19 protein-coding genes are annotated in these 22798 nt (G+C 61.9%); 16 read left to right on the plus strand and 3 right to left on the minus strand.

The features are described from left to right. From BLX42_RS14065 to ispD, 8 genes are all read left to right on the plus strand, one after another. Positions 1–277, plus strand: a 277-nt coding sequence (locus BLX42_RS14065; protein WP_371926675.1) for a ribonuclease HII, incomplete at its 5' end; no start/stop codon positions are given. An 89-nt stretch (positions 278–366) separates the two neighbouring features. After that, on the plus strand, positions 367–3891 hold the full coding sequence (gene dnaE, locus BLX42_RS14070; RefSeq protein ID WP_046788314.1) for a DNA polymerase III subunit alpha: 3525 nt from the start codon (positions 367–369) through the stop codon (positions 3889–3891). 105 nt (positions 3892–3996) lie between these two features. Next, positions 3997–4944, plus strand: coding sequence for an acetyl-CoA carboxylase carboxyl transferase subunit alpha (gene accA / locus BLX42_RS14075; RefSeq protein ID WP_042111686.1), 948 nt, complete (start codon positions 3997–3999; stop codon positions 4942–4944). A gap of 55 nt (positions 4945–4999) precedes the next feature. Continuing rightward, positions 5000–6280, plus strand: coding sequence for a tRNA lysidine(34) synthetase TilS (tilS, locus tag BLX42_RS14080; protein WP_046788315.1), 1281 nt, complete (start codon positions 5000–5002; stop codon positions 6278–6280). 269 nt (positions 6281–6549) lie between these two features. Continuing rightward, on the plus strand, positions 6550–8178 hold the full coding sequence (locus BLX42_RS14085) for a CTP synthase (RefSeq protein WP_046788316.1): 1629 nt from the start codon (positions 6550–6552) through the stop codon (positions 8176–8178). Between the two features lie 195 nt (positions 8179–8373). Next, entirely contained in the window at positions 8374–9663 is a 1290-nt protein-coding gene (gene eno / locus BLX42_RS14090; RefSeq protein ID WP_012315883.1) for a phosphopyruvate hydratase, read from the plus strand. 162 nt (positions 9664–9825) lie between these two features. Then, a complete protein-coding gene (gene ftsB, locus BLX42_RS14095; protein ID WP_012315882.1) occupies positions 9826–10107 on the plus strand; it encodes a cell division protein FtsB in 282 nt (93 codons plus the stop codon). Next, positions 10104–10811 (plus strand): 2-C-methyl-D-erythritol 4-phosphate cytidylyltransferase, encoded by a 708-nt coding sequence (gene ispD, locus BLX42_RS14100; RefSeq protein ID WP_119687646.1) that lies wholly within the window; start codon positions 10104–10106, stop codon positions 10809–10811. The genes ftsB and ispD overlap by 4 nt, the downstream gene beginning before the upstream one ends. Positions 10812–10948: 137 nt before the next feature. Here ispD and BLX42_RS14105 read toward each other — a convergent pair whose 3' ends face one another. Then, a complete protein-coding gene (locus BLX42_RS14105; protein ID WP_115274044.1) occupies positions 10949–11845 on the minus strand; it encodes a LysR substrate-binding domain-containing protein in 897 nt (298 codons plus the stop codon). A 107-nt stretch (positions 11846–11952) separates the two neighbouring features. On the opposite strand from BLX42_RS14105, the gene BLX42_RS14110 reads away from it, so the two are divergent. From BLX42_RS14110 to rpoS, 8 genes are all read left to right on the plus strand, one after another. Next, a complete protein-coding gene (locus BLX42_RS14110) occupies positions 11953–13065 on the plus strand; it encodes an S-(hydroxymethyl)glutathione dehydrogenase/class III alcohol dehydrogenase (protein WP_046788319.1) in 1113 nt (370 codons plus the stop codon). Positions 13066–13073: 8 nt separating this feature from the next. Then, positions 13074–13928: an S-formylglutathione hydrolase gene (gene fghA, locus BLX42_RS14115; protein ID WP_115274045.1), complete on the plus strand. Its 855-nt coding sequence runs from the start codon at positions 13074–13076 to the stop codon at positions 13926–13928. A gap of 144 nt (positions 13929–14072) precedes the next feature. Next, entirely contained in the window at positions 14073–14546 is a 474-nt protein-coding gene (ispF, locus tag BLX42_RS14120; RefSeq protein ID WP_046788321.1) for a 2-C-methyl-D-erythritol 2,4-cyclodiphosphate synthase, read from the plus strand. Beyond that, a complete protein-coding gene (gene truD, locus BLX42_RS14125; protein ID WP_046788322.1) occupies positions 14543–15601 on the plus strand; it encodes a tRNA pseudouridine(13) synthase TruD in 1059 nt (352 codons plus the stop codon). The genes ispF and truD overlap by 4 nt, the downstream gene beginning before the upstream one ends. Then, positions 15589–16338, plus strand: a complete 750-nt coding sequence (gene surE, locus BLX42_RS14130; RefSeq protein WP_039601868.1) for a 5'/3'-nucleotidase SurE — start codon at positions 15589–15591, stop codon at positions 16336–16338. Before truD ends, surE begins: the two co-directional genes overlap by 13 nt. 38 nt (positions 16339–16376) lie before the next feature. Continuing rightward, positions 16377–17015 carry a protein-L-isoaspartate(D-aspartate) O-methyltransferase gene (locus tag BLX42_RS14135; protein WP_161872020.1) on the plus strand — a complete coding sequence of 213 codons (639 nt, stop codon included), beginning with the start codon at positions 16377–16379 and terminating at the stop codon, positions 17013–17015. A 186-nt stretch (positions 17016–17201) separates the two neighbouring features. Continuing rightward, positions 17202–18059, plus strand: a complete 858-nt coding sequence (locus BLX42_RS14140) for a peptidoglycan DD-metalloendopeptidase family protein (RefSeq protein WP_046788323.1) — start codon at positions 17202–17204, stop codon at positions 18057–18059. 108 nt (positions 18060–18167) lie between these two features. Then, positions 18168–19175, plus strand: a complete 1008-nt coding sequence (gene rpoS, locus BLX42_RS14145) for an RNA polymerase sigma factor RpoS (RefSeq protein WP_012315872.1) — start codon at positions 18168–18170, stop codon at positions 19173–19175. 499 nt (positions 19176–19674) lie between these two features. On the opposite strand, the gene fdxA is transcribed toward rpoS, so the two are convergent. Both fdxA and mutS read right to left on the minus strand, forming a co-directional pair. After that, positions 19675–19998, minus strand: coding sequence for a ferredoxin FdxA (gene fdxA / locus BLX42_RS14150; protein WP_012315871.1), 324 nt, complete (start codon positions 19996–19998; stop codon positions 19675–19677). A 140-nt stretch (positions 19999–20138) separates the two neighbouring features. Beyond that, positions 20139–22712 (minus strand): DNA mismatch repair protein MutS, encoded by a 2574-nt coding sequence (gene mutS / locus BLX42_RS14155; RefSeq protein WP_046788324.1) that lies wholly within the window; start codon positions 22710–22712, stop codon positions 20139–20141. Between the last annotated feature and the right edge of the window lie 86 nt (positions 22713–22798).

The following is a 22798-nucleotide window of genomic DNA, read 5'->3' on the forward strand; positions in this document are numbered from 1 at the left end:
ACTGTCGGTGCCGGCTGCGCCGGTTATCAAGGGTGATAGCCAGGTGCCGGCCATCGCTGCAGCGTCGATCCTGGCCAAAGTGACCCGCGATCGCGAGATGAGCGCATTCGAGCTGATCTATCCGGGCTATGGGATTGGCGGGCACAAGGGGTATCCGACGCCGGTACACCTGCAAGCCTTGGCCCGGCTAGGGCCCACGCCCATTCATCGGCGCTCCTTTGCGCCGGTACGGGCCGCTTGGGAAGCCCGCGAAGGCATTACCGATTCTCTGATCTAGCCTGTTGGGGTCGCCTTGCGTCCCCAAAACCCCCTCGCTTTTACGCTACAATCCCGCCCTTGTCGTTCAGCACTGCTACAGGATCTTCCATGTCGGTTCCCTTCGTTCACCTGCGCGTCCACTCCGAATTTTCGCTGGTCGACGGCCTGGTGCGGATCAAACCGCTGGCCAAGGCGCTGGCCGGGATGAACATGCCCGCGGTGGCGATTACCGACCAGAGCAACATGTGCGCGTTGGTGAAGTTCTACAAGGCCGCCATGGGCGCGGGCATCAAGCCGATCTGCGGTGCTGACCTGTGGCTGGCCGGTGCCGACCCTGAAGCGCCGCTGTCGCGCATCTGCTTCCTGGCGATGAACCCCAAGGGTTACCGCAACCTTACCGAGCTGATCTCCCGAGGCTGGACTGACGGCCAGCGCAATGGCCTGGTCATTCTGCAGCGTGAGTGGATCGCCCCGGCCAGCGAAGGTCTGATTGCCCTGTCCGCCGGCAAAGAGGGCGATATCGGTATGGCCCTGATGGCCGGCCGTACCACTGAGGCCGAGGCGCTGCTGCACGACTGGATGGGCATGTTCCCTGAACGTTTTTACGTCGAGGTGCAGCGTACCAATCGTGCCGGTGATGAAGAATACGTGCACGCTGCCGTGGCGCTGGCCGACAAGGTCGGCGCGCCGCTGGTGGCCACCAATGATGTGCGTTTTATCAAGCAGTCGGACTTCGACGCCCACGAAAGCCGCGTGTGCATCGGTGAAGGCTGGACCCTGGACGACCCGCGTCGCCCGCGCATGTACAGCGACCAGCAGTACCTCAAAAGCGCGGATGAAATGGCCGAGCTGTTCAGCGACCTGCCCGACGCGATTGCCAACACCGTCGAAATCGCCAAACGCTGCAACATCCAGGTCCAGCTGGGCAAGTACTTCCTGCCCGACTTCCCGACGCCCAATGGCATGGGCATCGACGACTACTTGCGCCATGTTTCGCACGAAGGCCTGGAGGAGCGCCTGGCGGTGCTCTGGCCCAAGGAGACCACGCCCAATTACGAAGAGAAGCGCCAGCTCTACCTGGACCGCCTGAAGTTCGAACTGGACATCATCATCCAGATGGGTTTCCCGGGTTACTTCCTGATCGTGATGGACTTCATCAAGTGGGCCAAGAACAACGGCGTGCCGGTAGGCCCGGGCCGTGGTTCGGGTGCCGGCTCGCTAGTGGCCTACGTACTGAAGATCACCGACCTCGATCCTCTGGCCTACGACCTGCTGTTCGAACGTTTCCTCAACCCCGAACGTGTTTCCATGCCCGACTTCGACGTCGACTTCTGCATGGATGGCCGCGACCGGGTGATCGACTACGTGGCCGACGCCTACGGGCGCAATGCGGTCAGCCAGATCATCACCTTCGGTACCATGGCCGCCAAGGCAGTGGTACGCGACGTGGCGCGGGTGCAGGGCAAGTCCTATGGCCTGGCCGACCGTTTGTCGAAGATGATCCCGTTCGAAGTGGGCATGACCCTGGAGAAGGCGTATGAGCAGGAAGAGATCCTGCGCGACTTCCTCAAGGGCGACGAAGACGCCCGCGAAATCTGGGAGATGGCGCTCAAGCTCGAAGGTGTCACCCGGGGTACCGGCAAGCACGCCGGTGGTGTGGTAATCGCCCCGACCAAGCTCACCGATTTCTCGCCGATCGCCTGTGATGAAGAGGGCGGCGGCCTGGTGACCCAGTTCGACAAGGACGATGTCGAGGCCGCCGGTCTGGTCAAGTTCGACTTCCTTGGCCTGCGTACCCTGACCATCATCAAGTGGGCGATGGAGACGATCAACCGCGAGCAGGCCAAGAACAACCTGCCCGACGTCAACATCGACTTCATCCCGCTGGACGATCGCAAGACCTACGAGTTGCTGCAGAAGGCCGAAACCACGGCGGTATTCCAGCTCGAATCGCGCGGCATGAAGGAGCTGATCAAAAAGCTCAAGCCCGACTGCCTGGAAGACCTTATCGCACTGGTGGCATTGTTCCGCCCAGGCCCCCTGCAATCGGGCATGGTGGACGACTTCATCAACCGCAAGCACGGCCGCGCCGAACTCGCCTACCCGCACTCGGACTACCAGTACGAAGGCCTCAAGCCTGTTCTTGCGCCGACCTACGGCATCATCCTGTATCAGGAACAGGTGATGCAGATTGCCCAGGTCATGGCGGGGTACACCCTCGGCGGCGCCGACATGCTGCGCCGCGCCATGGGTAAGAAAAAGCCTGAGGAAATGGCCAAGCAGCGCGGTGGCTTCATCGAAGGTTGCGTCGCCAACAACATCGATGCAGACCTCGCCGGCAACATCTTCGACCTGGTGGAAAAGTTTGCCGGTTACGGCTTCAACAAGTCCCACTCGGCGGCCTACGGTCTGGTGTCTTACCAGACCGCCTGGCTCAAGACTCATTATCCGGCGCCGTTCATGGCCGCGGTCCTGTCGGCGGACATGCACAACACCGACAAGGTGGTGGTGCTGATCGAAGAAGTGCGCAGCATGAAGCTGCGCCTCGATGCGCCTGACGTGAATGCCTCGGAGTTCAAGTTCACGGTCAATGACGACGGCCGCATCATCTATGGCCTGGGCGCCATCAAAGGCGTGGGTGAAGGCCCGGTGGAGGCCATTGTCGAGGCACGCGCCGAGGGTGGCCCATTCAAGGACCTGTTCGACTTCTGTGAGCGGGTCGACCTCAAGCGGGTGAACAAACGCACACTCGATGCGCTGATCCGCAGTGGCGCACTGGACCGCCTGGGCCCGCACTTTCATGATGAGATCAAGGCCTACCACGCCAGTATCGACATCAATCGCGCGACCTTGCTGTCGGCCCTCGAAGAAGCGATCAAGGCTGCTGAGCAGACGGCACGCACCGCCGATAGCGGTCACGTCGATCTGTTCGGCGGGCTGTTCGTCGAGGAGGACTCCGATGTTTACGCCAACCACCGCAAGGTGCGTGAACTGACGCTCAAGGAGCGCCTGAAGGGCGAGAAGGATACCCTTGGCGTATACCTCACCGGCCACCCGATCGATGAATATGAAGGGGAGATCCGCCGTTTCGCCCGCCAGCGCATCATCGATCTGAAACCCTCCCGCGAGACGCAGACTATCGCCGGCATGATCATTGCCATGCGCGTGATGAAGAACAAGAAGGGCGACAAGATGGGCTTTGTCACCCTCGATGACCGCTCCGGGCGTATCGAAGCGTCGCTGTTCGCCGATGCCTTCATGGGCGCCCAGGCGTTGTTGCAGAACGATGCCATGGTCGTGGTTGAGGGTGAGGTCAGCAATGACGACTTTTCCGGTGGCCTGCGCCTGCGTGTCAAGCAGGTGATGACCATGGAAGATGCCCGTACCAAGCTGGCCGAGAGCCTGCGCCTGAAGATCACCCACGATGCCCTCAAGGGCGACCGCCTGAACTGGCTGGGCGAGCTGATCACCCGCCATCGCGGTGGTTGCCCGATCACCCTCGAATACACCGGCAGCGACGCCAAGGCGATGCTGCAGTTCGGCGACCAATGGTCGATCGACCCGGCCGATGGCTTGATTCAGGCGCTGCGTGACCAGTTCGGGCGTGAGAACGTCTTCCTGCAATATCGTTGAACCGACGAAATTTAATCTCGACCTGAATGCGCCTGATCCCTTAAGGTAGGGCGCCAAACGGATCAACCGGCCGGCCGCCTGGCCGTAGACCCAAGACGGATGACTATGAACCCGAATTTTCTCGATTTCGAACAGCCGATTGCCGACCTGCAAGCCAAGATCGAAGGGCTGCGTTTGGTGGGTAACGACAACTCGCTGAACATCAGCGATGAAATTGCCCGTCTGCAAGACAAGAGCAACACTCTGACCGAAAGCATCTTCGGCAACCTGACCAGCTGGCAGATCGCCCGCCTGGCCCGTCACCCGCGTCGTCCTTACACCCTGGACTACCTGGAGCACATCTTCACCGAGTTCGAAGAGCTGCACGGCGACCGTCACTTCTCAGATGATGCTGCCATCGTCGGTGGTACCGCGCGCCTGGATGGCAAGCCGGTCATGGTCATCGGCCACCAGAAGGGCCGTGAAGTGCGCGAAAAGGTTCGCCGCAACTTCGGCATGCCGCGCCCTGAAGGCTACCGCAAGGCTTGCCGCCTGATGGAAATGGCCGAGCGCTTCAAGATGCCTATCCTGACCTTCATCGACACCCCGGGTGCATACCCAGGCATCGACGCAGAAGAACGCAACCAGAGCGAGGCGATCGCCTGGAACCTGCGTGTCATGGCACGCCTGAAGACCCCGATCATCGCCACCGTCATCGGTGAAGGTGGTTCCGGCGGTGCACTGGCCATCGGTGTGTGTGACCAGCTGAACATGCTGCAATACTCCACTTACTCGGTGATCTCGCCGGAAGGTTGCGCCTCGATCCTGTGGAAGACCGCAGACAAGGCTGCGGACGCTGCCGAGGCCATGGGCATCACCGCCGAGCGCCTGAAAAGCCTGAACATCGTCGACAAGGTCATCCAGGAACCGCTGGGCGGCGCCCATCGTGACCCGGCGCAGATGTCCGAAAGCATTCGCGCTGACCTGGTTCAGCAGCTGGACATGCTCGGCAAGCTCGACAACGACACGCTGCTGGCCCGTCGTTATGAGCGCTTGATGAGCTACGGTCTCTGATGCACCGCTGGGGGCGCAAAGCGCCCCCAACGCTTTCAAGCCGCGTGAGGCTCCAATGATCAACCTCACCCCTTGGCTCAATGCCCCTGCCTGGTACATCGCCTTCTCCGGTGGCCTCGACTCCACCGTCCTCCTGCACTGGCTGGCCGACTACGCCCGCATCCACGCAACGCCGCCGCTCCATGCCATCCACATCCACCACGGCCTGCAACCTGCCGCCGATGCCTGGCCAGGCCATTGCACCGCGGTGTGTGAGCGGCTGGGCATCGAACTCACCGTCATCCACGTTCAGGTCCCTGCCGGGGCGAGCCTGGAGCAGGCTGCGCGCGATGCTCGGTATGCGGCATTCGAGACCGTTCTTGGCGCGGGCGACGTCCTTTTCACGGGGCAGCACTGTGATGATCAGGCCGAAACCTTGCTGTTCCGGCTTCTGCGCGGTGCCGGCCTGCGTGGCCTGGCCGCAATGCCGCAGCAGCGCCCGCTGGGGCGCGGCCGCGTGGTCAGGCCGCTGCTGAACGTTTCTCGCGCGCAGTTGCATGAATATGCACAAACCCATGGGTTGATCTGGGCCGAAGATCCGTCCAACGCAGATACGGCCTTTGCCCGCAACTTCCTGCGCGCAGAGGTGTTCCCGCTATTGCAGCAGCGTTGGCCGAAGGCCAGCCAGGCCCTGGCTCGCGGTGCCGAGCATCTGGGTGAGGCGCTCGGGCTGCTTGATGAGCTGGCCCAGGCTGACCTGGCCGTGGCCCGGGAGGGGGCGCCTGCCATGTGGTCAGGGATCGACTCGCTTGACCTCGCGAGCCTGGTGGCGCTTTCGCCAGCCCGTCAGCGCAATGCCCTGCAATATTGGTTGAGCCTGCGCACCCGTCTGCCCGACACCCGGCATTGGGCCGGTTGGGCGGCCCTGCGTGATGCGGCAGTCGATTCCCAGCCTGCCTGGCAGCTGACCGACGGCAAGCTGGAGCGCAGTCACGGGCGGATCTGGTGGTTGTGTGGTGACTGGCTGCAGCCTGTCGGCGGGACGCTGCGCTGGGAGATGCCCGGTAGCCCGTTGCCATTGCCCGGGAACGGCAGCGTCAGCCTGCAGGGCGCCCCGCTAGGTGATTTGCGCATCGCCTACCGCCAGGGCGGGGAAGTGCTGGACATACCAGGGCGGGGCAAGCGCGACCTCAAGCGCCTGCTCAATGAGCTGCACGTCCCGCACTTCGTGCGACCGCGCCTGCCACTGCTGTATCGTGGCGAGCGCTTGCTGGCAGTGGCCAATCTGCCCCGATTGGCGCAGGCCGATTGCCAGCTCCACTGGCAGCCTCCGACGAACGCGCAAGGTTTGAGCTGAAGGGTACATTCCGGTAGACTACCCTCCCTTCTTGATACAACTTCTGTGCGTTCCTCGGAAACACGGCAGTTGCCGATTACCACGCAGTTTTTTGCTGGGCTGATTCTGGAAATGACGAGCGAGCTCCATGCCGGGGATAACCCTGGTCTGTACAGACGCGGCAGTTTTTCGAGATGCACTGTGATTGACGCAGGTGATCGGGGGCTTCGGCCTTCCTTCGCTTTCTCCGGCGGCGCTGGCCGCCTTAACGCAGACTTCTAGGGTTTTTCATGACGCGCTACATATTCGTCACGGGCGGTGTTGTTTCTTCATTGGGGAAAGGCATTGCCTCGGCTTCCCTGGCGGCCATCCTGGAAGCGCGGGGGCTAAAGGTCACCATGCTCAAGCTGGATCCGTACATCAACGTCGATCCTGGCACCATGAGTCCGTTCCAGCACGGTGAAGTATTCGTCACCCACGACGGCGCCGAGACCGACCTCGACCTGGGCCATTACGAGCGGTTCATCCGCACGACCATGACCCAGAACAACAACTTCACCACCGGCCGCATCTACGAGCACGTGCTGCGTAAAGAGCGTCGTGGTGATTACCTGGGCGCGACCATCCAGGTCATCCCGCACATCACCGACGAGATCAAGCGTCGCATCATCAAGGGCGCCGGCGATGCCGATGTGGCCCTGGTGGAAATCGGTGGTACCGTGGGCGACATCGAGTCGCAGCCGTTCCTCGAGGCGATCCGCCAGTTGCGCTTCGAAGTCGGCGCCAAGCGCGCGATGCTGATGCACCTGACGCTGGTGCCGTACATCGCCACCGCTGGTGAGACCAAGACCAAGCCGACTCAGCACTCGGTCAAGGAACTGCGCTCCATCGGCCTGCAGCCTGACGTGCTGGTCTGCCGCTCCGACCACCCGATCGACAACTCGTCGCGCCGCAAGATCGCCCAGTTCACCAACGTTGAAGAACGTGCGGTGATTGCCCTTGAAGACGCCGACACCATCTACAAGATCCCGGGCATTCTGCATGCCCAGGGCCTGGACGATTTCGTCGTCGAGCGCTTCGGCCTGCAGTGCAGCAGCGCCGACCTGTCCGAGTGGGACAAGGTAGTCGACGCCAAGCTCAACCCTGAGCACGAAGTGACCATCGCCATGGTCGGCAAATACATGGAGCTGCTGGACGCGTACAAGTCGCTGATCGAAGCGATGAGCCACGCCGGCATCACCAACCGCACCAAGGTCAACCTGCGTTACATCGATTCCGAAGATATCGAGAACCAGGGTACCAGCCTGCTCGAAGGCGCAGACGCCATTCTGGTGCCGGGCGGTTTCGGCCTGCGTGGCGTGGAAGGCAAGATCACCGCGGTGCAGTATGCCCGTGAGAACAAGGTGCCATACCTGGGTATCTGCCTGGGCATGCAAGTTGCCGTGATCGAATTCGCCCGCAATGTGATGGGCTGGAAAGACGCCAACTCCACCGAGTTCGATCGCAACAGCGGCCACCCGGTCGTTGGCCTGATCACCGAGTGGGCCGATGCCACTGGCGCTGTCGAGACCCGTACCGAAGCCTCCGACCTGGGTGGCACCATGCGCCTGGGTGCGCAGGATTGCCAACTGGCTGCCGGCTCCAAGGTGCATGACTGCTATGGCAAGGACGTGATCACCGAGCGCCATCGCCACCGCTACGAAGTGAACAACAACCTGCTGCCGCAACTGGTCGATGCCGGCCTGGTGGTATCCGGTCGTTCCGAAGACGGTGCGCTGGTTGAAGTGGTCGAGTCCAAGGACCACCCGTGGTTCGTCGCCTGCCAGTTCCACCCCGAGTTCACCTCGACCCCGCGTGATGGCCACCCGCTGTTCAGTGGCTTCGTCAAGGCCGCTCTGGCGCAGAAGAACAAGGCCTGAGCCCAGGCTTTGTGAGTTTTCCGACGGTATAAACCGCGCAAAGCTCATTTCTCGGGTAAAGTACCGTCCGTTCTGCCCCTGACCCGCCGGTCAGGGGCTGCTTCTGCCAGGCCTGCCTGCTGCATCTACGCCTGGTGCAAGGCAAGAATTTCCTAAAGCTGCGTTGTTTTCGTCAATTCTGGAGTGCTTACAACAATGGCAAAAATCGTCGACATCAAAGGTCGTGAAGTTCTCGATTCGCGTGGCAACCCCACCGTGGAAGCCGATGTACTGCTCGACAACGGCATCATCGGCAGCGCTTGCGCGCCGTCCGGTGCTTCCACCGGCTCGCGCGAAGCGCTGGAGCTGCGTGATGGCGACAAGAGCCGTTACATGGGCAAGGGCGTGCTGAAAGCTGTTGGCAACATCAACGGCCCGATCCGTGACCTGCTGCTGGGCAAGGACCCTTCCGACCAGAAGGCTCTGGACCGCGCCATGATCGAACTGGACGGTACCGAGAACAAGGCCAAGCTGGGCGCCAACGCCATCCTGGCTGTTTCCCTGGCTGCTGCCAAGGCTGCTGCCCAGGACCAGGACCTGCCGCTGTACGCGCACATCGCCAACCTCAACGGCACCCCAGGCCAGTATTCGATGCCGGTTCCGATGATGAACATCATCAACGGTGGCGAGCACGCCGACAACAACGTCGACATCCAGGAGTTCATGGTGCAGCCGGTTGGCGCCAAGACCTTCTCCGATGGCCTGCGCATGGGCACCGAGATCTTCCATCACCTCAAGGCTGTGCTCAAGGCCCGTGGCCTGAACACCGCAGTGGGTGACGAAGGTGGCTTCGCGCCGAACCTGGCTTCCAACGAAGACGCCCTGGGCGCCATCGCTGAAGCCGTGGAAAAAGCCGGCTACAAACTGGGCACCGACGTGACCCTGGCCCTCGACTGCGCGGCCTCCGAATTCTACGAAGACGGCAAGTACAACCTGTCCGGTGAAGGCAAGTCGTTCGACGCCGAAGGCTTTGCCGACTACCTGAAAGGCCTCACCGAGCGCTTCCCGATCATCTCGATCGAAGACGGTCTGGATGAGTCCGACTGGGCTGGCTGGAAGATCCTCACCGACAAGATCGGCGAGAAGGTGCAACTGGTCGGTGACGACCTGTTCGTGACCAACACCAAGATCCTCAAGGAAGGCATCGAGAAGGGCATCGGTAACTCGATCCTGATCAAGTTCAACCAGATCGGCTCGCTGACCGAAACCCTGGAAGCCATCCAGATGGCCAAGGCCGCAGGCTACACCGCTGTGATCTCGCATCGCTCCGGTGAAACCGAAGACTCGACCATTGCCGACCTGGCTGTGGGTACCGCCGCTGGCCAGATCAAGACCGGCTCGCTGTGCCGTTCCGACCGTGTCTCCAAGTACAACCAGTTGCTGCGCATCGAAGAACAACTGGGCGCCAAAGCGGTTTACCGCGGTCGTGCCGAGTTTCGCGGCTAAGCAAGAGATGGTAAAAAGACAGCAGCCGAAGCTGTCGGAACTTTCTTACTGAAATTTCTGACACATGATGCGGGTTTCTGTCGACGAAGCCTGGCCTCGGCCAGGCTTCGTGCTATTTGAGGTCTGCCTGTTCGCGGCGGTCTTTTTAACCTGGATACCTTGATGCGCAGTCCCTATTGGTTGTTCCTTGTCCTGCTCCTGCTGCTTGGTGGCCTGCAGTACCGCCTGTGGGTGGGTAACGGCAGCCTGGCGCAAGTGGCTGAGCTCAAGCAGCAGATCGACGAGCAGCATGCCGAGAACGAGCGGCTGCTGGAGCGTAACCGCGTGCTCTATGCCGAGGTCCTGGAATTGAAAAAAGGTATGGAGACCGTTGAAGAACGGGCTCGCCACGAATTGGGGATGGTCAAAGAGGGTGAAACCCTCTTCCAGCTGCCGCAAAAATGATCGAAACCCTACCGGCCTTCTGGGCCGTAATTCCTGCTGCGGGTGTTGGTGCCCGCATGGCTGCCGACCGCCCGAAGCAGTATTTGCAATTGGGTGGGCAGACCCTTCTCGAGCATAGCCTCGACTGTTTTCTTGGCCATCCGGCGCTCAAGGGCGTGGTGGTCAGCATTGCTGCGGATGATCCTTACTGGCCTGGCTTGCGCTGCGCCAGCGATTCCCGCATCCAGCGAGCGTCAGGTGGGCGTGAGCGCGCCGACTCGGTGCTCAATGCCTTGTTGCTGTTGCATGCCCAAGGTGCGGCGGACACTGACTGGGTGTTGGTGCACGATGCGGCGCGGCCAAACTTGGCACGCACGGATCTTGACCGTTTGTTGTCGCAGTTGGCTGATGACCCGGTAGGAGGGCTGCTGGCGGTGCCTGCGCGTGACACGCTAAAGCGCGCCGATGCCAATGGCCGGGTCAGCGCCACCGTGGATCGCAGTACCATCTGGCAGGCCTTTACGCCTCAAATGTTCCGCCTGGGGGCGTTGCATCGGGCCTTGGCCGAGTGCCTGGTGTCCGATGTGGTGGTCACCGATGAAGCTTCGGCCATCGAATGGTCCGGCCAGGCGCCGCGGCTGATCGAAGGGCGCAGCGACAACATCAAGGTGACCCGCCCGGAAGACCTGGAGTGGCTGCGCCAGCGTTGGTCAGGGCGCCGCTGAGATTGCCGGGTCCGCCTCACGGCCCAATCGCCGGCAAGCCGGCCACAGGTTACCCCGCTGCTCTCAAGTTCAGCGCAAACCCAGTGGGGGGGGCCGGCTTGCCGGCGATTGGGCTGCAAAGCGGACCCGGTAAACTGTCAGACCATTCGGTACTCAGGCATCCCCGCCAACCCTTCCTTCAGATAATCCACCAGCCGCCGAACCTTGGGCGACAGGTGCCGCTGCTGCGGATACAGCGCCCACACCGCCGTATTGGGCGGCTGATGCGCCTCCAGCAGCGACACCAGCGCGCCGCTGTTGAGGTGTTCCAGTACGTAGTAATCCGGCAGCTGGCACAGCCCCATTCCCAGCAAAGCGGCATCCAGCACCGCCTGGCCACTGTTGCACCGCCAGTTGCCCTGCACCCGCTGGCTGATCTCGCGCCCGTCCTGTTGCAACGCCCACAGGTCCGTGCTGCCCACCAGGCAGTTGTGCCGGGCCAGTTCCGACAGGCTGTGTGGACGGCCGTAGCGCTCAAGGTAGGCGGGTGAAGCGCACAGGTACATGCGCCGTGGCGCCAGGCGCGTCGCCACCAACCTCGAATCGGCAAGCCGCCCCAGGCGAATCGCCAGGTCCATGCCTTCGTGCAGCAGGTCCAGCGTGCGGTTGCTCAACTCCACCTCGACCCGCAACTGTGGATACAGCGCCATGAAGCGCGTCACCAGCGGCACGATGAAGCGCTCGCCATAAGCCACAGCACAGGTCATGCGCAATAGCCCCTTGGGTTCGCTGGCCAAGTCGCCCATGGCACGCAGTGCTTCTTCACGGCCATCCTGCAGGCGTTGGCAATGTTGCAGGAATGTCTGCCCGGCCTCACTCAGGGTCACGCGACGCGTGCTGCGATACAGCAGGCGGGTTTGCAAACGCTCCTCAAGGCGGGCGATCTGCCGGCTTATGTGCGACGACGATACGCCCATGCGCTCGGCAGCGGCCGTGAATTGGCCCGATTCGGCCACGGCTACGAATTCATCGATACCCTCCCAGCGGCTGCTCATTGATTGTCCCTGTACGGCAATAATGTTTTGTCTTCGTCGCGATTATTCATCAAAACAAGCTGAATTACACTGCATGTCTGAACTGACCCTTTGTCTGGAGACCTTTGATGATCAAGTCCCGTGCCGCTGTAGCCTTCGAGGCCAAGAAACCTCTGGAAATCGTCGAAGTGGATGTGGCCATGCCCAAGGCCGGCGAAGTCCTGCTGCGTGTTGTGGCCAGCGGTGTTTGCCACACCGACGCCTATACCCTGTCGGGTGCCGACCCGGAAGGTATCTTCCCGTCGATTCTGGGCCATGAAGGTGGCGCGATCGTCGAGGCGGTAGGTGAGGGCGTCACCTCCGTGGCGGTCGGCGATCACGTGATCCCGCTGTATACCCCTGAGTGTGGTCAGTGCAAATTCTGCCGCTCGGGCAAGACCAACCTGTGCCAGGCCATACGTGCCACCCAGGGCAAGGGGTTGATGCCGGACGGCACCACCCGTTTCTCGTACAAGGGCCAGCAGCTGTTCCACTACATGGGCACCTCGACCTTCTCCGAGTACACCGTGCTGCCGGAAATCTCCGTCGCCAAGATCCAGAAGCAAGCGCCGCTGGAAAAGGTCTGCCTGCTCGGTTGCGGCGTGACCACCGGTATCGGTGCAGTGCTCAACACTGCCAAGGTCAAGCCGGGTGACACAGTGGCCATCTTCGGCCTGGGCGGTATCGGCCTGTCGGCGGTCATAGGCGCAGTCAAAGCCAAGGCATCGCGCATCATCGCCATCGACATCAACCCGGCCAAGTTCGAGATCGCCCGTCAACTGGGCGCCACCGACTGCATCAACCCGAAGGATTACGATCGCCCGATCCAGGAAGTGATCGTCGACCTTACCGATGGCGGCGTGGACTTTTCGTTCGAATGTATCGGCAACGTGCAACTGATGCGCGCGGCCCTGGAGTGCTGCCACAAGGGTTGGGGTGAGTCGGTGATCATCGGTGTCGCCGGTGCCGGCCAGGAAATCGCCACTCGCCCGTTCCAGCTGGTGACCGGTCGCGTCTGGCGCGGTTCTGCCTTCGGTGGCGTGCGCGGCCGTACCGAACTGCCAAGCTACGTGGAAATGTCCGAGAAGGGCGAGATTCCGCTGGACACCTTCATCACGCATACCATGGGCCTTGAAGATATCAACAAGGCTTTCGACCTGATGCATGAAGGCAAGAGCATCCGCAGCGTGATCCACTTCTGAGGTGAGCCATGAGCCTGGATAACATCTCCTGCCAGAAAAGCTTCGGCGGCTGGCACAAGCGTTACCGGCATCACTCCAAGGTGCTGGGTTGCGACATGGTGTTCGCCGTTTACCTGCCGCCGCAGGCCGAACAGGGCGAAAAGCTGCCAGTGCTGTACTGGCTCAGCGGCCTGACGTGCACCGACGAGAACTTCATGCAGAAGGCCGGCGCCCAGCGCCTGGCCGCCGAGCTTGGCCTGATCATCGTCGCGCCCGATACCAGCCCGCGTGGCGAGCAGGTGCCGGGCGACCCTGACGGTGCCTGGGACTTCGGCCTGGGCGCCGGCTTCTACCTCAATGCCACCCAGCAGCCTTGGGCGAAGCACTACCGCATGCACGACTATGTGGTCCAGGAGCTGCCAGAGCTGATCGAGGCGCACTTCCCGGCCTCGGATCAGCGCAGCATCAGTGGCCACTCCATGGGTGGGCACGGCGCGCTGGTCTGCGCCCTGCGCAACCCGGGGCGCTACCGCTCTGTGTCGGCGTTCTCGCCGATCAGCAATCCGATGGATTGCCCTTGGGGTGAAAAGGCCTTCAGCCGTTATCTGGGTGAAGACCGGGCGCGCTGGCGCGAGTGGGATGCCAGTGTGCTGCTTGCCGAGACGCCAGCGGGCGAATGCCCGCCGTTGCTGGTGGATCAGGGCGACCGTGACGACTTCCTTGCCAAGCAGCTCAAGCCTGAAGCGCTGGAGCAGGCGGCCCGCAAAGGGGGGCATGCGTTGAGCCTGCGCCTGCAACCTGGCTATGACCATAGCTATTACTTCATCGCCAGCTTCATCGATGAGCACCTGCGCCACCACGCAGTGGCACTTGGCCGGGGGTAGGGCTGCAGCTACACGCTGCAAGCTTCAAGCCGCAAGAAAGTGCGGGCAGCACAACGCCTGCTTTTTGCTTGTGGCTTGCAGCTTGCAGCTTGCAGCTCCAAATGAAGGTAGAATCACGCCCTGACTCAATCAGGGCGTTTTTCTATGCGTATTGGCCACGGCTACGATGTGCACCGTTTTTGCGACGGTGATTTCATTACCCTGGGTGGGGTGCGTATCCCCCACAAATACGGCCTCCTGGCCCATTCCGACGGTGACGTGCTGCTGCATGCCCTGAGCGATGCCTTGCTTGGCGCGGCGGGGCTCGGGGACATCGGCAAGCACTTCCCCGATACCGACCCGCAATTCAAGGGCGCCGACAGCCGCGTGCTGCTGCGCCATGTGGTCGGCATTGTCCAGGCCAAAGGCTGGAAAGTCGGTAATGTCGACGCCACCATCGTTGCCCAGGCGCCGAAAATGGCTCCGCATATCGAAACCATGCGCCAACGGATCGCCGAGGACCTGCAGGTCGAACTCGACCAGGTCAACGTCAAGGCCACTACCACCGAGAAACTCGGTTTCACCGGCCGCGAGGAGGGTATCGCCGTGCACGCGGTCGCCCTGCTGCTGCCAGCATGACCGAACTGGAACTGCTGGGCCCTCGCGCATCGGGCCAACCCCTGGGCACTGCGATACTCAAGGCTGTGGCCGAAGACTTCCAGGTCGATGAGGTGCTGGACATTCCGCTTTCGGGCCAGGGCGAGCACCTGTGGTTGTGGGTTGAGAAGCGCGACCTCAACACTGAGGAAGCTGCCCGCCGCCTGGCGCGAGCCGCTGGTGTGCCGGTGCGCTCGATCAGCTACGCCGGCCTCAAGGATCGCCAGGCCCTGACGCGCCAGTGGTTCAGCCTGCACCTGCCTGGCAAGGCAGACCCCGACCTGTCGCGTGCCGAAGATGCCACCCTGCGTGTGCTCAAGCAGGTGCGTCACCAGCGCAAACTGCAGCGCGGCGCCCATTCGGCCAATGGCTTCACCCTGCGCCTAACGGCGCTGGCGGCTGATCATGCTGCCCTCGATGCCCGCCTGCAGACGCTCAAACAGCAGGGTGTGCCGAACTACTTCGGCGGCCAGCGTTTCGGGCATGGCGGCGGCAATGTCCAGGATGCCCAGCACTGGGCTGCCCGCAAGGCCCTGCCTGAGCAGCGCAACGTGCGTTCGCGGCTGCTCTCGGCTGCCCGCAGCTACCTGTTCAACCAGGTACTGGCTGCCCGCGTTGCCGACGGCAGCTGGCAGCGGGCCCAAATCGGTGACCTGTTGGCATTCACCGATAGCCGCAGTTTTTTTTCGGCGGGTGAACAGGAATGCTCAGACCCTCGCCTGGCCATTCTGGACTTGCATCCTACCGGCCCGATGTGGGGCGAAGGCCCGTCTCCTGCGGCCGGCGCGGCCGCGACGCTGGAGACGACGATAGGCGAGCAGCATGCATTGCTGTGCCAATGGTTGGCCAATGCAGGCATGAGTCACGAACGGCGCATCCTGCGGCTCCCTATTGGCGGCCTGACGTGGCATTATCCCGAGCCTGATATCCTGCAACTGGAATTCGTCCTTCCGGCCGGATGCTTCGCCACCGTGGTGGTGCGCGAACTCGTCGATCTGGTGCCGGCAGGGCAGACGGACAGCCCATGCGTATTCTGATTTCGAATGACGACGGTGTTACGGCACCTGGCCTCGCCGCGCTCCACGGTGCGCTGGTGGATTATGCCGAGTGCGTGGTGATCGCCCCGGATCAAGACAAGAGCGGCGCCGGCAGTTCGCTGACGCTGGACCGGCCGTTGCACCCGCAAACCCTGGCCAACGGTTTCATCAGCCTCAATGGCACGCCCACCGATTGCGTGCACCTGGGGCTCAATGGCCTGTTGCCGGAAACACCGGACATGGTTGTCTCGGGGATCAACCTCGGTGCCAACCTGGGGGATGACGTGATCTATTCCGGCACGGTCGCTGCCGCGCTGGAGGGGCGCTTCCTCGGCGGTACGTCGTTGGCATTCTCGTTACTGTCGCGTCTGCCCGACAACCTGCCGACTGCAGCGTTCATCGCCCGCCGGCTGGTCGAGGCGCAGTCACGCCTGGAACTGCCGCCGCGTACGGTCCTCAACGTCAATATTCCCAACCTGCCGCTGGAGCACATCCGTGGCATACAGGTCACCCGTCTCGGTCACCGGGCGCGGGCGGCGGCACCGACCAAGGTGGTCAACCCGCGCGGCAAGGAAGGCTACTGGATCGCCGTGGCCGGTGATGCCGAGGACGGTGGGCCGGGTACCGACTTCCACGCGGTGATGCAAGGTTACGTGTCGATCACCCCGCTGCAACTGGACCGCACCTTCAACGATGCCTTCGAGCAGCTCCACGGTTGGCTGGAGGGCGTGCTCTGATGCGCGAACAGGACGATCTGCAGCGCCGAGGTATCGGCATGACCTCCCAGCGTACCCGCGAGCGCCTGATCCAGCGCCTGTGCGAAGAGGGCGTATCGAACCCCAAGGTGCTCGATGCCATCCGCCGTACGCCGCGCCATCTGTTCGTCGATGAGGCCCTGGCCCACCGCGCCTACGAAGACACCGCGCTGCCAATCGGGCACAACCAGACCATCTCCCAGCCATTCATGGTCGCACACATGAGTGAGCTGTTACTGGAGGCCGGGCCGCTGGACAAGGTGCTGGAGATCGGTACCGGCTCCGGTTACCAGACGGCCATCCTTGCCCAACTGGTGGAGCGGGTGTTCTCGGTGGAGCGCATCAAGGTCCTGCAGGACCGAGCCAAGGAACGCCTGGTCGAATTGAACCTGCGCAACGTGGTGTTCCGCTGGGGGGATGGGTGCGACGGCTGGCAGGCGCTGGCCCCCTACAACGGCATCATCGTTACCGCCGTGGCGCCGGAAGTGCCGCAGGCACTGCTCGACCAGCTGGCTCCTGGTGGGCGAATGGTCATCCCGGTAGGCCCTGCTGGTGAAGTCCAGCAGTTGATGCTTATCGTGCGTGAGGAGCAGGGCTTCTCTCGCCGTGTACTGGGCGCTGTGCGCTTTGTACCGCTGCTCAATGGCCCGGTGGCTTGAGCTGCAGGGAATATTTGTGGTGGCGACGAATTCTTGCCGCATCGCCCTGTCTATCTGGCGGGGCATCCCGGCTCTTTACTGAGCCTGTGCACCGAGCCTGCCAATGCAGTGGCGCTCGGTTATAATTGCAACATTATTGCATTTCTTTCTGTATTTTCGATTTTCGGCACCATGAGGGGAGCGCGGGTGGGGCACACAGTCATTCGGCAGCGCAAGGATTGGTTGGGTTTCAAGCTTCTGGTGATTGCACTGGCCATGGGCGCCCTGCTGACGGGTTGCTCCAGCACCGGCTCGGGCGGCGCACGCGTGGTCGACCGCAGCAATGCGGCGCCCAAGCGGCCGACCGTGACCTCCGGGCAGTATGTGGTCAAACCAGGCGATACGCTGTTCTCCATTGCGTTTCGCTACGGCTGGGACTACAAGGAGCTCGCCGCACGCAATGGCATCGCTGCCCCGTACACCATCCGGCCTGGCCAGGCGATCCGCTTCAGCAGCGGCGCTACCGGCAGTACCACGGTGGTGTCCAGCCCCTCTTCTTCGAGCAGGACGACGGTCATTCGTCGCCCCGTTGGAAAACCTATCACGGCGCCCGCCAGCGGCGGGAAAACGACGCCAACAACGCGAACCACGCCTACGCCGGTCGTTACCACGGTGCCCGCCGCAGAGCGCGCGGTGGGCGGTTGGACCTGGCCTGCAAATGGCGTGCTGATTGGAAAATTCGCTTCAAACGGTAGTTTGAATAAAGGCATTGATATCGCCGGTGATTTGGGACAGCCTGTTTTTGCTGCGTCTGATGGTGCGGTGGTCTACGCCGGGAGTGGCTTGCGGGGCTACGGCGAACTGATCATCATCAAGCACAGCGATACCTACGTCAGTGCCTACGGTCACAACCGCAGGCTGTTGGTTCGGGAGGGGCAGAAGGTCAAGGCAGGGCAGTCGATTGCTGAAATGGGGTCCACGGGCACTGATCGGGTGAAGCTGCATTTCGAGATTCGCCGCCAGGGCAAACCCGTCGATCCTCTCCAGTTCCTGCCACGGCGTTGATTGTTGTCCCCGGCCTGTTCCTCTGAAGTAGAGGGGAGAGGCTCCAGCGATGCCAGGGATGCAGGCGCCGCTCGAGTCTGAGTTCGAACTCAGCAAAGGACTATAACAATGGCTCTCAATAAAGAAGCGCCGGAGTTTGACATCGACGATGACGTTCTCCTGATGGAGACGGGCATCGTTTTGGAAACGGATGTGGTGTCAGACGAACCTGCTGTACCGTCGGTTCGGACCAGGGCCAAGTCAGGCTCTACGCTCAAGCAGCATAAATACATCGATTACAGCCGGGCGCTCGATGCCACCCAGTTGTACCTCAACGAGATCGGTTTCTCGCCTCTGCTTTCACCGGAAGAGGAAGTTCACTTCGCGAGGCTGTCGCAGAAGGGTGACCCAGCCGGGCGCAAGCGCATGATCGAAAGCAACCTGCGCCTGGTTGTGAAAATCGCCCGTCGTTACGTGAACCGCGGCCTGTCCTTGCTCGATCTCATCGAGGAGGGGAACCTGGGTTTGATTCGTGCAGTCGAGAAGTTCGACCCGGAGCGCGGTTTCCGTTTCTCGACCTATGCGACGTGGTGGATCCGCCAGACCATCGAGCGGGCGATCATGAACCAGACCCGCACCATTCGTCTGCCGATCCACGTGGTCAAGGAGCTCAACGTCTACCTGCGTGCCGCGCGGGAGTTGACCCAAAAGCTCGACCACGAACCTTCCCCTGAAGAGATCGCCACCCTGCTGGAAAAACCCGTTGCCGAGGTCAAGCGCATGCTTGGTCTTAACGAGCGGGTATCGTCGGTGGATGTTTCGCTCGGGCCAGATTCGGACAAGACCCTGCTCGATACACTCACCGACGATCGTCCTACCGACCCGTGCGAGCTGCTGCAGGATGACGACCTGTCACAGAGCATCGACCAGTGGCTGGGCGAGCTCACCGACAAGCAGCGCGAAGTGGTGGTACGCCGTTTTGGTCTGCGCGGGCATGAAAGCAGCACCTTGGAGGATGTAGGCCTGGAAATCGGCCTTACCCGCGAGCGAGTGCGGCAGATTCAGGTAGAGGGGCTCAAGCGCCTGCGTGAGATCCTGGAGAAGAATGGCCTGTCCAGTGAGTCGCTGTTCCAGTAAGCACTGCATGCCGGTATGCAAAAACGCCCTGATGACCTCGGGGCGTTTTTTTATGCGCAGGCCAGAGCGGCTGGCAATTATCTGGGGGTGATCAATGTGTAACTTGCTACCCCTGATGCACTGCGTGTAAGCCTTTGCTTACTTGTTGTGTAAGCCATACACGTAAAGGCCAGTAAATCATTGTCGTTTCCAGATCTGTTTTTTTCTCAACTAACTGAAATAATTGAACTTTTCAGATTTGTGGAAATGTGTCCCCGGTAATGTCTTGTGAGGGTTCGCGGTTGCCTGCGCTGCAGAACTCGCTAGTATTCGAACTGTGCACACGGACATGCACAGGCGTTCAGGAAGAACGCCAAGGACATCGCAAGACGCGATTCATCAGGACGATGTTTAGGACAAGCAGGGACTACGGAAAAAATGTGGGCGGGTCAAACCGCCCCTTTTTTTGCCCGCAGAAAATGAAAAAGGCCCGTTGCGGGCCTTTTTCGTATCTGGGCGATTAACGTTCCAGATCGGCGATCTTGCCAGGCTTGCCATCCCACTCTTCGGCGTCAGGCAGGGCATCCTTACGCTCGGTGATGTTCGGCCAGATCTCCGCCAGCTCGGCATTGAGCTCAAGGAAGTTCTCCATGCCCGCAGGCACTTCGTCTTCCGAGAAGATGGCCTGGGCCGGGCATTCAGGCTCGCACAGTGCGCAGTCGATGCACTCGTCCGGGTGAATGACCAGGAAGTTCGGGCCTTCGTAGAAGCAGTCCACCGGACAGACTTCCACGCAGTCGGTGTATTTGCATTTGATGCAGTTGTCGGTGACGACGAAGGTCATTTCTAGTTCTCTCCTCAGGCAACGGCGGCGGCCCTTCCTCTCAGGGCCGCGCGGTTTACGGGCATGTGGCTGCAGGCCAGGCTAATAACCTGCAGCACCAGCAAACCGCGGCGGATTCTACCAGCTTGTAGTGCCCGCCGTTATAACAGGTTCTTTAGTTGATATAGCATTTCGATAGCTTGACGCGGGGTCATGTCGTCCAGCTCCAGCTTGCCCAGCTTCTCGATGGCCGGGTGTGGCAGGCTGGCGAACAGGTCGCTCTGGTGCGGTGCTTGTGGCTCGCCCTTGGCTTTGTTCGACACGGGTTGTTCGTGGGGCAGGCTGCTGGTCTCCAGCCGGCCCAGGTGCTCGCGCGCCCGCTGGATGACCGGCGACGGCACGCCTGCCAGTTGCGCCACGGCCAGGCCGTAGCTCTGGCTGGCGGGGCCAGGCAGCACATGGTGCAGGAACACGATGCGCTCGTTGTGTTCGGTAGCGTTCAGGTGGACGTTGGCCACCAGTGGTTCGCTTTCCGGCAGTACGGTCAGCTCGAAGTAGTGTGTGGCGAACAGCGTGTATGCACGCAGCTGCGCCAGGCGCTCTGCAGCCGCCCAGGCCAGCGACAAGCCGTCGAAGGTGCTGGTGCCACGGCCGACTTCGTCCATCAGTACCAGGCTGCGGTCAGTGGCGTTGTGCAGAATGTTGGCGGTTTCGCTCATCTCGACCATGAACGTCGAACGACCGCCAGCCAGATCGTCGCTGGAGCCGATACGGGTGAAGATGCGATCGACCAACGACAGTTCGCAACTGGCCGCCGGAACGAAACTGCCGATGTGCGCCATCAGCACGATCAGTGCGGTCTGGCGCATGTAGGTGGATTTACCACCCATGTTCGGGCCGGTGATGATCAGCATCCGGGTGCTGTTGTCCAGGCCCAGGTCGTTGGCTACGAACGGCGTGGTCAGTACCTGTTCGACCACCGGGTGACGCCCCTGATCGATGCGCAGGCAAGGTTCGTCGACGAAACGGGGGCAGTTAAGGTCCAGGTTGAGCGCCCGCTCGGCAAGGTTGCTCAGCACGTCCAGCTCGGCCAGCGCAGCGGCGCTGTCCTGCAGCGGTGCAAGGTGGCTGATGAGGGTCTCGAGCAACGCGTCGTACAGCATTTTTTCGCGGGCCAGGGCGCGGCTCTTGGCCGACAGCGCCTTGTCCTCGAAAGCCTTGAGCTCCGGCGTGATGAAACGCTCGGCCCCTTTGAGGGTCTGGCGACGAATGTAGTCGCCCGGGGCCTGTTCGGCTTGCTTGGTCGGCAGCTCGATGAAGTAGCCATGCACGCGGTTGTAGCCGACTTTCAGGTTGGCAAGACCGGTGCGGGCCTTCTCGCGGGCTTCCAGGTCGATCAGGAACTGGCCGGCGTTCTCGCTGATCGCCAGCAGATCGTCCAGCTCGTTGTCATAGCCGGCCTTGAGTACGCCGCCGTCGCGGATCACTGCTGGCGGGTTGTCGATGATTGCCCGCTCCAGCAGGCTGGCCAGCTCCGGGTAGGTGCCGGTGATGGCCGCCAGGCGCGCCAGGTGTGGGGCTTCCAGCTCAGCCATGGCGTTCTGCAGTTCGGGCAGGGCGCCGAGGGCATCACGCAGGCGCGCCAGGTCGCGCGGGCGGGCATTGCGCAGGCCGATACGGGCGAGGATCCGCTCGATATCGCCAATTTCCTTGAGTTGCGGCTGCAGTTTTTCGAAGCGGTAGCCATCGAGCAGGCAGCGAATCGAATCCTGGCGCGCCTGCAAGACCTTGAGGTCGCGCAGCGGACGGTTCAGCCACCGGGTCAACAGGCGGCTGGCCATCGCGGTCTGGCAGCGGTCGATCACCGACTGCAAGGTATTGTCGCGACCACCTGCCAGGTTGATGTCCAGCTCCAGGTTGCGGCGGCTGGCCCCGTCGAGGATCACGGTGTCGTCCAGGCGCTCGTGGCGCAAGCTGCGCAGGTGGGGCAGGGCGGTGCGTTGGGTTTCCTTGGCGTAGGTCAGCAGGCAGCCGGCGGCGCCGATGGCCAGGGTCAGCTTGTCGCAACCAAAGCCCTTGAGGTCTTTGGTTGCGAACTGCTGGCACAGAGCCTTGCGTGCCGAGTCGCGGTCGAAGTCCCAAGGGGCTCGTCGGCGTGCGCCCGGACGCTTCTCGGCCGGCAGGTCGCGTGGCCAGTCGTCGGGGATCAGCAGCTCGACAGGGTTGATGCGTTCAAGCTCGGCCAGCAGGTTTTCCCAGCCCTTGATTTCTTGCACGCTGAAATTGCCGCTGGTGATATCCAGCACCGCCAGGCCAAACAGGCGCTCATCCCCCAGCAGTGCGGCAATCAGGTTGTCGCGGCGCTCGTCGAGCAACGCTTCGTCGCTGACCGTGCCCGGGGTGATGATGCGCACCACCTGACGCTCTACCGGGCCCTTGCTGGTGGCGGGGTCACCGATCTGCTCGCAGATCACCACCGACTCGCCGAGCTTGACCAGCTTGGCCAGGTAGCCTTCCAGCGAGTGGAACGGAATTCCGCACATGGGGATCGACTGGCCGGCTGACTGGCCACGGGCTGTCAGGGTGATATCCAGCAGTTTTGCGGCTTTTTTCGCATCTTCGTAGAAGATTTCGTAAAAGTCGCCCATGCGGTAGAACATCAGCTGGTCCGGGTGCTGGTTTTTCAGCTTCCAGTACTGCTGCATCATTGGGGTGTGTGCGGAAAGATCAGACATTCAGGGCCTTACAGCGGGGATCTGGTTGGCGATTGTTAAACCGGCAATGGTACAGGCTTTTTGGCCGAGATGCAGGCGGCGGGCAA

The organism is Pseudomonas sp. SG-MS2, assembly GCF_009933855.1.
Taxonomy (GTDB): Bacteria; Pseudomonadota; Gammaproteobacteria; order Pseudomonadales; family Pseudomonadaceae; genus Aquipseudomonas; species Aquipseudomonas putida_E.

What these genes read in the sequence shown, in the direction of transcription:
- fghA (WP_115274045.1), top strand. Translation starts at nt 13,074, where the DNA reads ATGAGCCTGGATAACATCTCCTGCCAGAAAAGCTTCGGCGGCTGGCAC.
- truD (WP_046788322.1), top strand. Translation starts at nt 14,543, where the DNA reads ATGACCGAACTGGAACTGCTGGGCCCTCGCGCATCGGGCCAACCCCTG.
- dnaE (WP_046788314.1), top strand. Translation starts at nt 367, where the DNA reads ATGTCGGTTCCCTTCGTTCACCTGCGCGTCCACTCCGAATTTTCGCTG.
- fdxA (WP_012315871.1), bottom strand. Translation starts at nt 19,998, where the DNA reads ATGACCTTCGTCGTCACCGACAACTGCATCAAATGCAAATACACCGAC.
- ispD (WP_119687646.1), top strand. Translation starts at nt 10,104, where the DNA reads ATGATCGAAACCCTACCGGCCTTCTGGGCCGTAATTCCTGCTGCGGGT.
- accA (WP_042111686.1), top strand. Translation starts at nt 3,997, where the DNA reads ATGAACCCGAATTTTCTCGATTTCGAACAGCCGATTGCCGACCTGCAA.
- eno (WP_012315883.1), top strand. Translation starts at nt 8,374, where the DNA reads ATGGCAAAAATCGTCGACATCAAAGGTCGTGAAGTTCTCGATTCGCGT.
- BLX42_RS14105 (WP_115274044.1), bottom strand. Translation starts at nt 11,845, where the DNA reads ATGAGCAGCCGCTGGGAGGGTATCGATGAATTCGTAGCCGTGGCCGAA.
- BLX42_RS14135 (WP_161872020.1), top strand. Translation starts at nt 16,377, where the DNA reads ATGACCTCCCAGCGTACCCGCGAGCGCCTGATCCAGCGCCTGTGCGAA.
- ispF (WP_046788321.1), top strand. Translation starts at nt 14,073, where the DNA reads ATGCGTATTGGCCACGGCTACGATGTGCACCGTTTTTGCGACGGTGAT.
- surE (WP_039601868.1), top strand. Translation starts at nt 15,589, where the DNA reads ATGCGTATTCTGATTTCGAATGACGACGGTGTTACGGCACCTGGCCTC.
- tilS (WP_046788315.1), top strand. Translation starts at nt 5,000, where the DNA reads ATGATCAACCTCACCCCTTGGCTCAATGCCCCTGCCTGGTACATCGCC.
- rpoS (WP_012315872.1), top strand. Translation starts at nt 18,168, where the DNA reads ATGGCTCTCAATAAAGAAGCGCCGGAGTTTGACATCGACGATGACGTT.
- ftsB (WP_012315882.1), top strand. Translation starts at nt 9,826, where the DNA reads ATGCGCAGTCCCTATTGGTTGTTCCTTGTCCTGCTCCTGCTGCTTGGT.
- mutS (WP_046788324.1), bottom strand. Translation starts at nt 22,712, where the DNA reads ATGTCTGATCTTTCCGCACACACCCCAATGATGCAGCAGTACTGGAAG.
- BLX42_RS14110 (WP_046788319.1), top strand. Translation starts at nt 11,953, where the DNA reads ATGATCAAGTCCCGTGCCGCTGTAGCCTTCGAGGCCAAGAAACCTCTG.
- BLX42_RS14085 (WP_046788316.1), top strand. Translation starts at nt 6,550, where the DNA reads ATGACGCGCTACATATTCGTCACGGGCGGTGTTGTTTCTTCATTGGGG.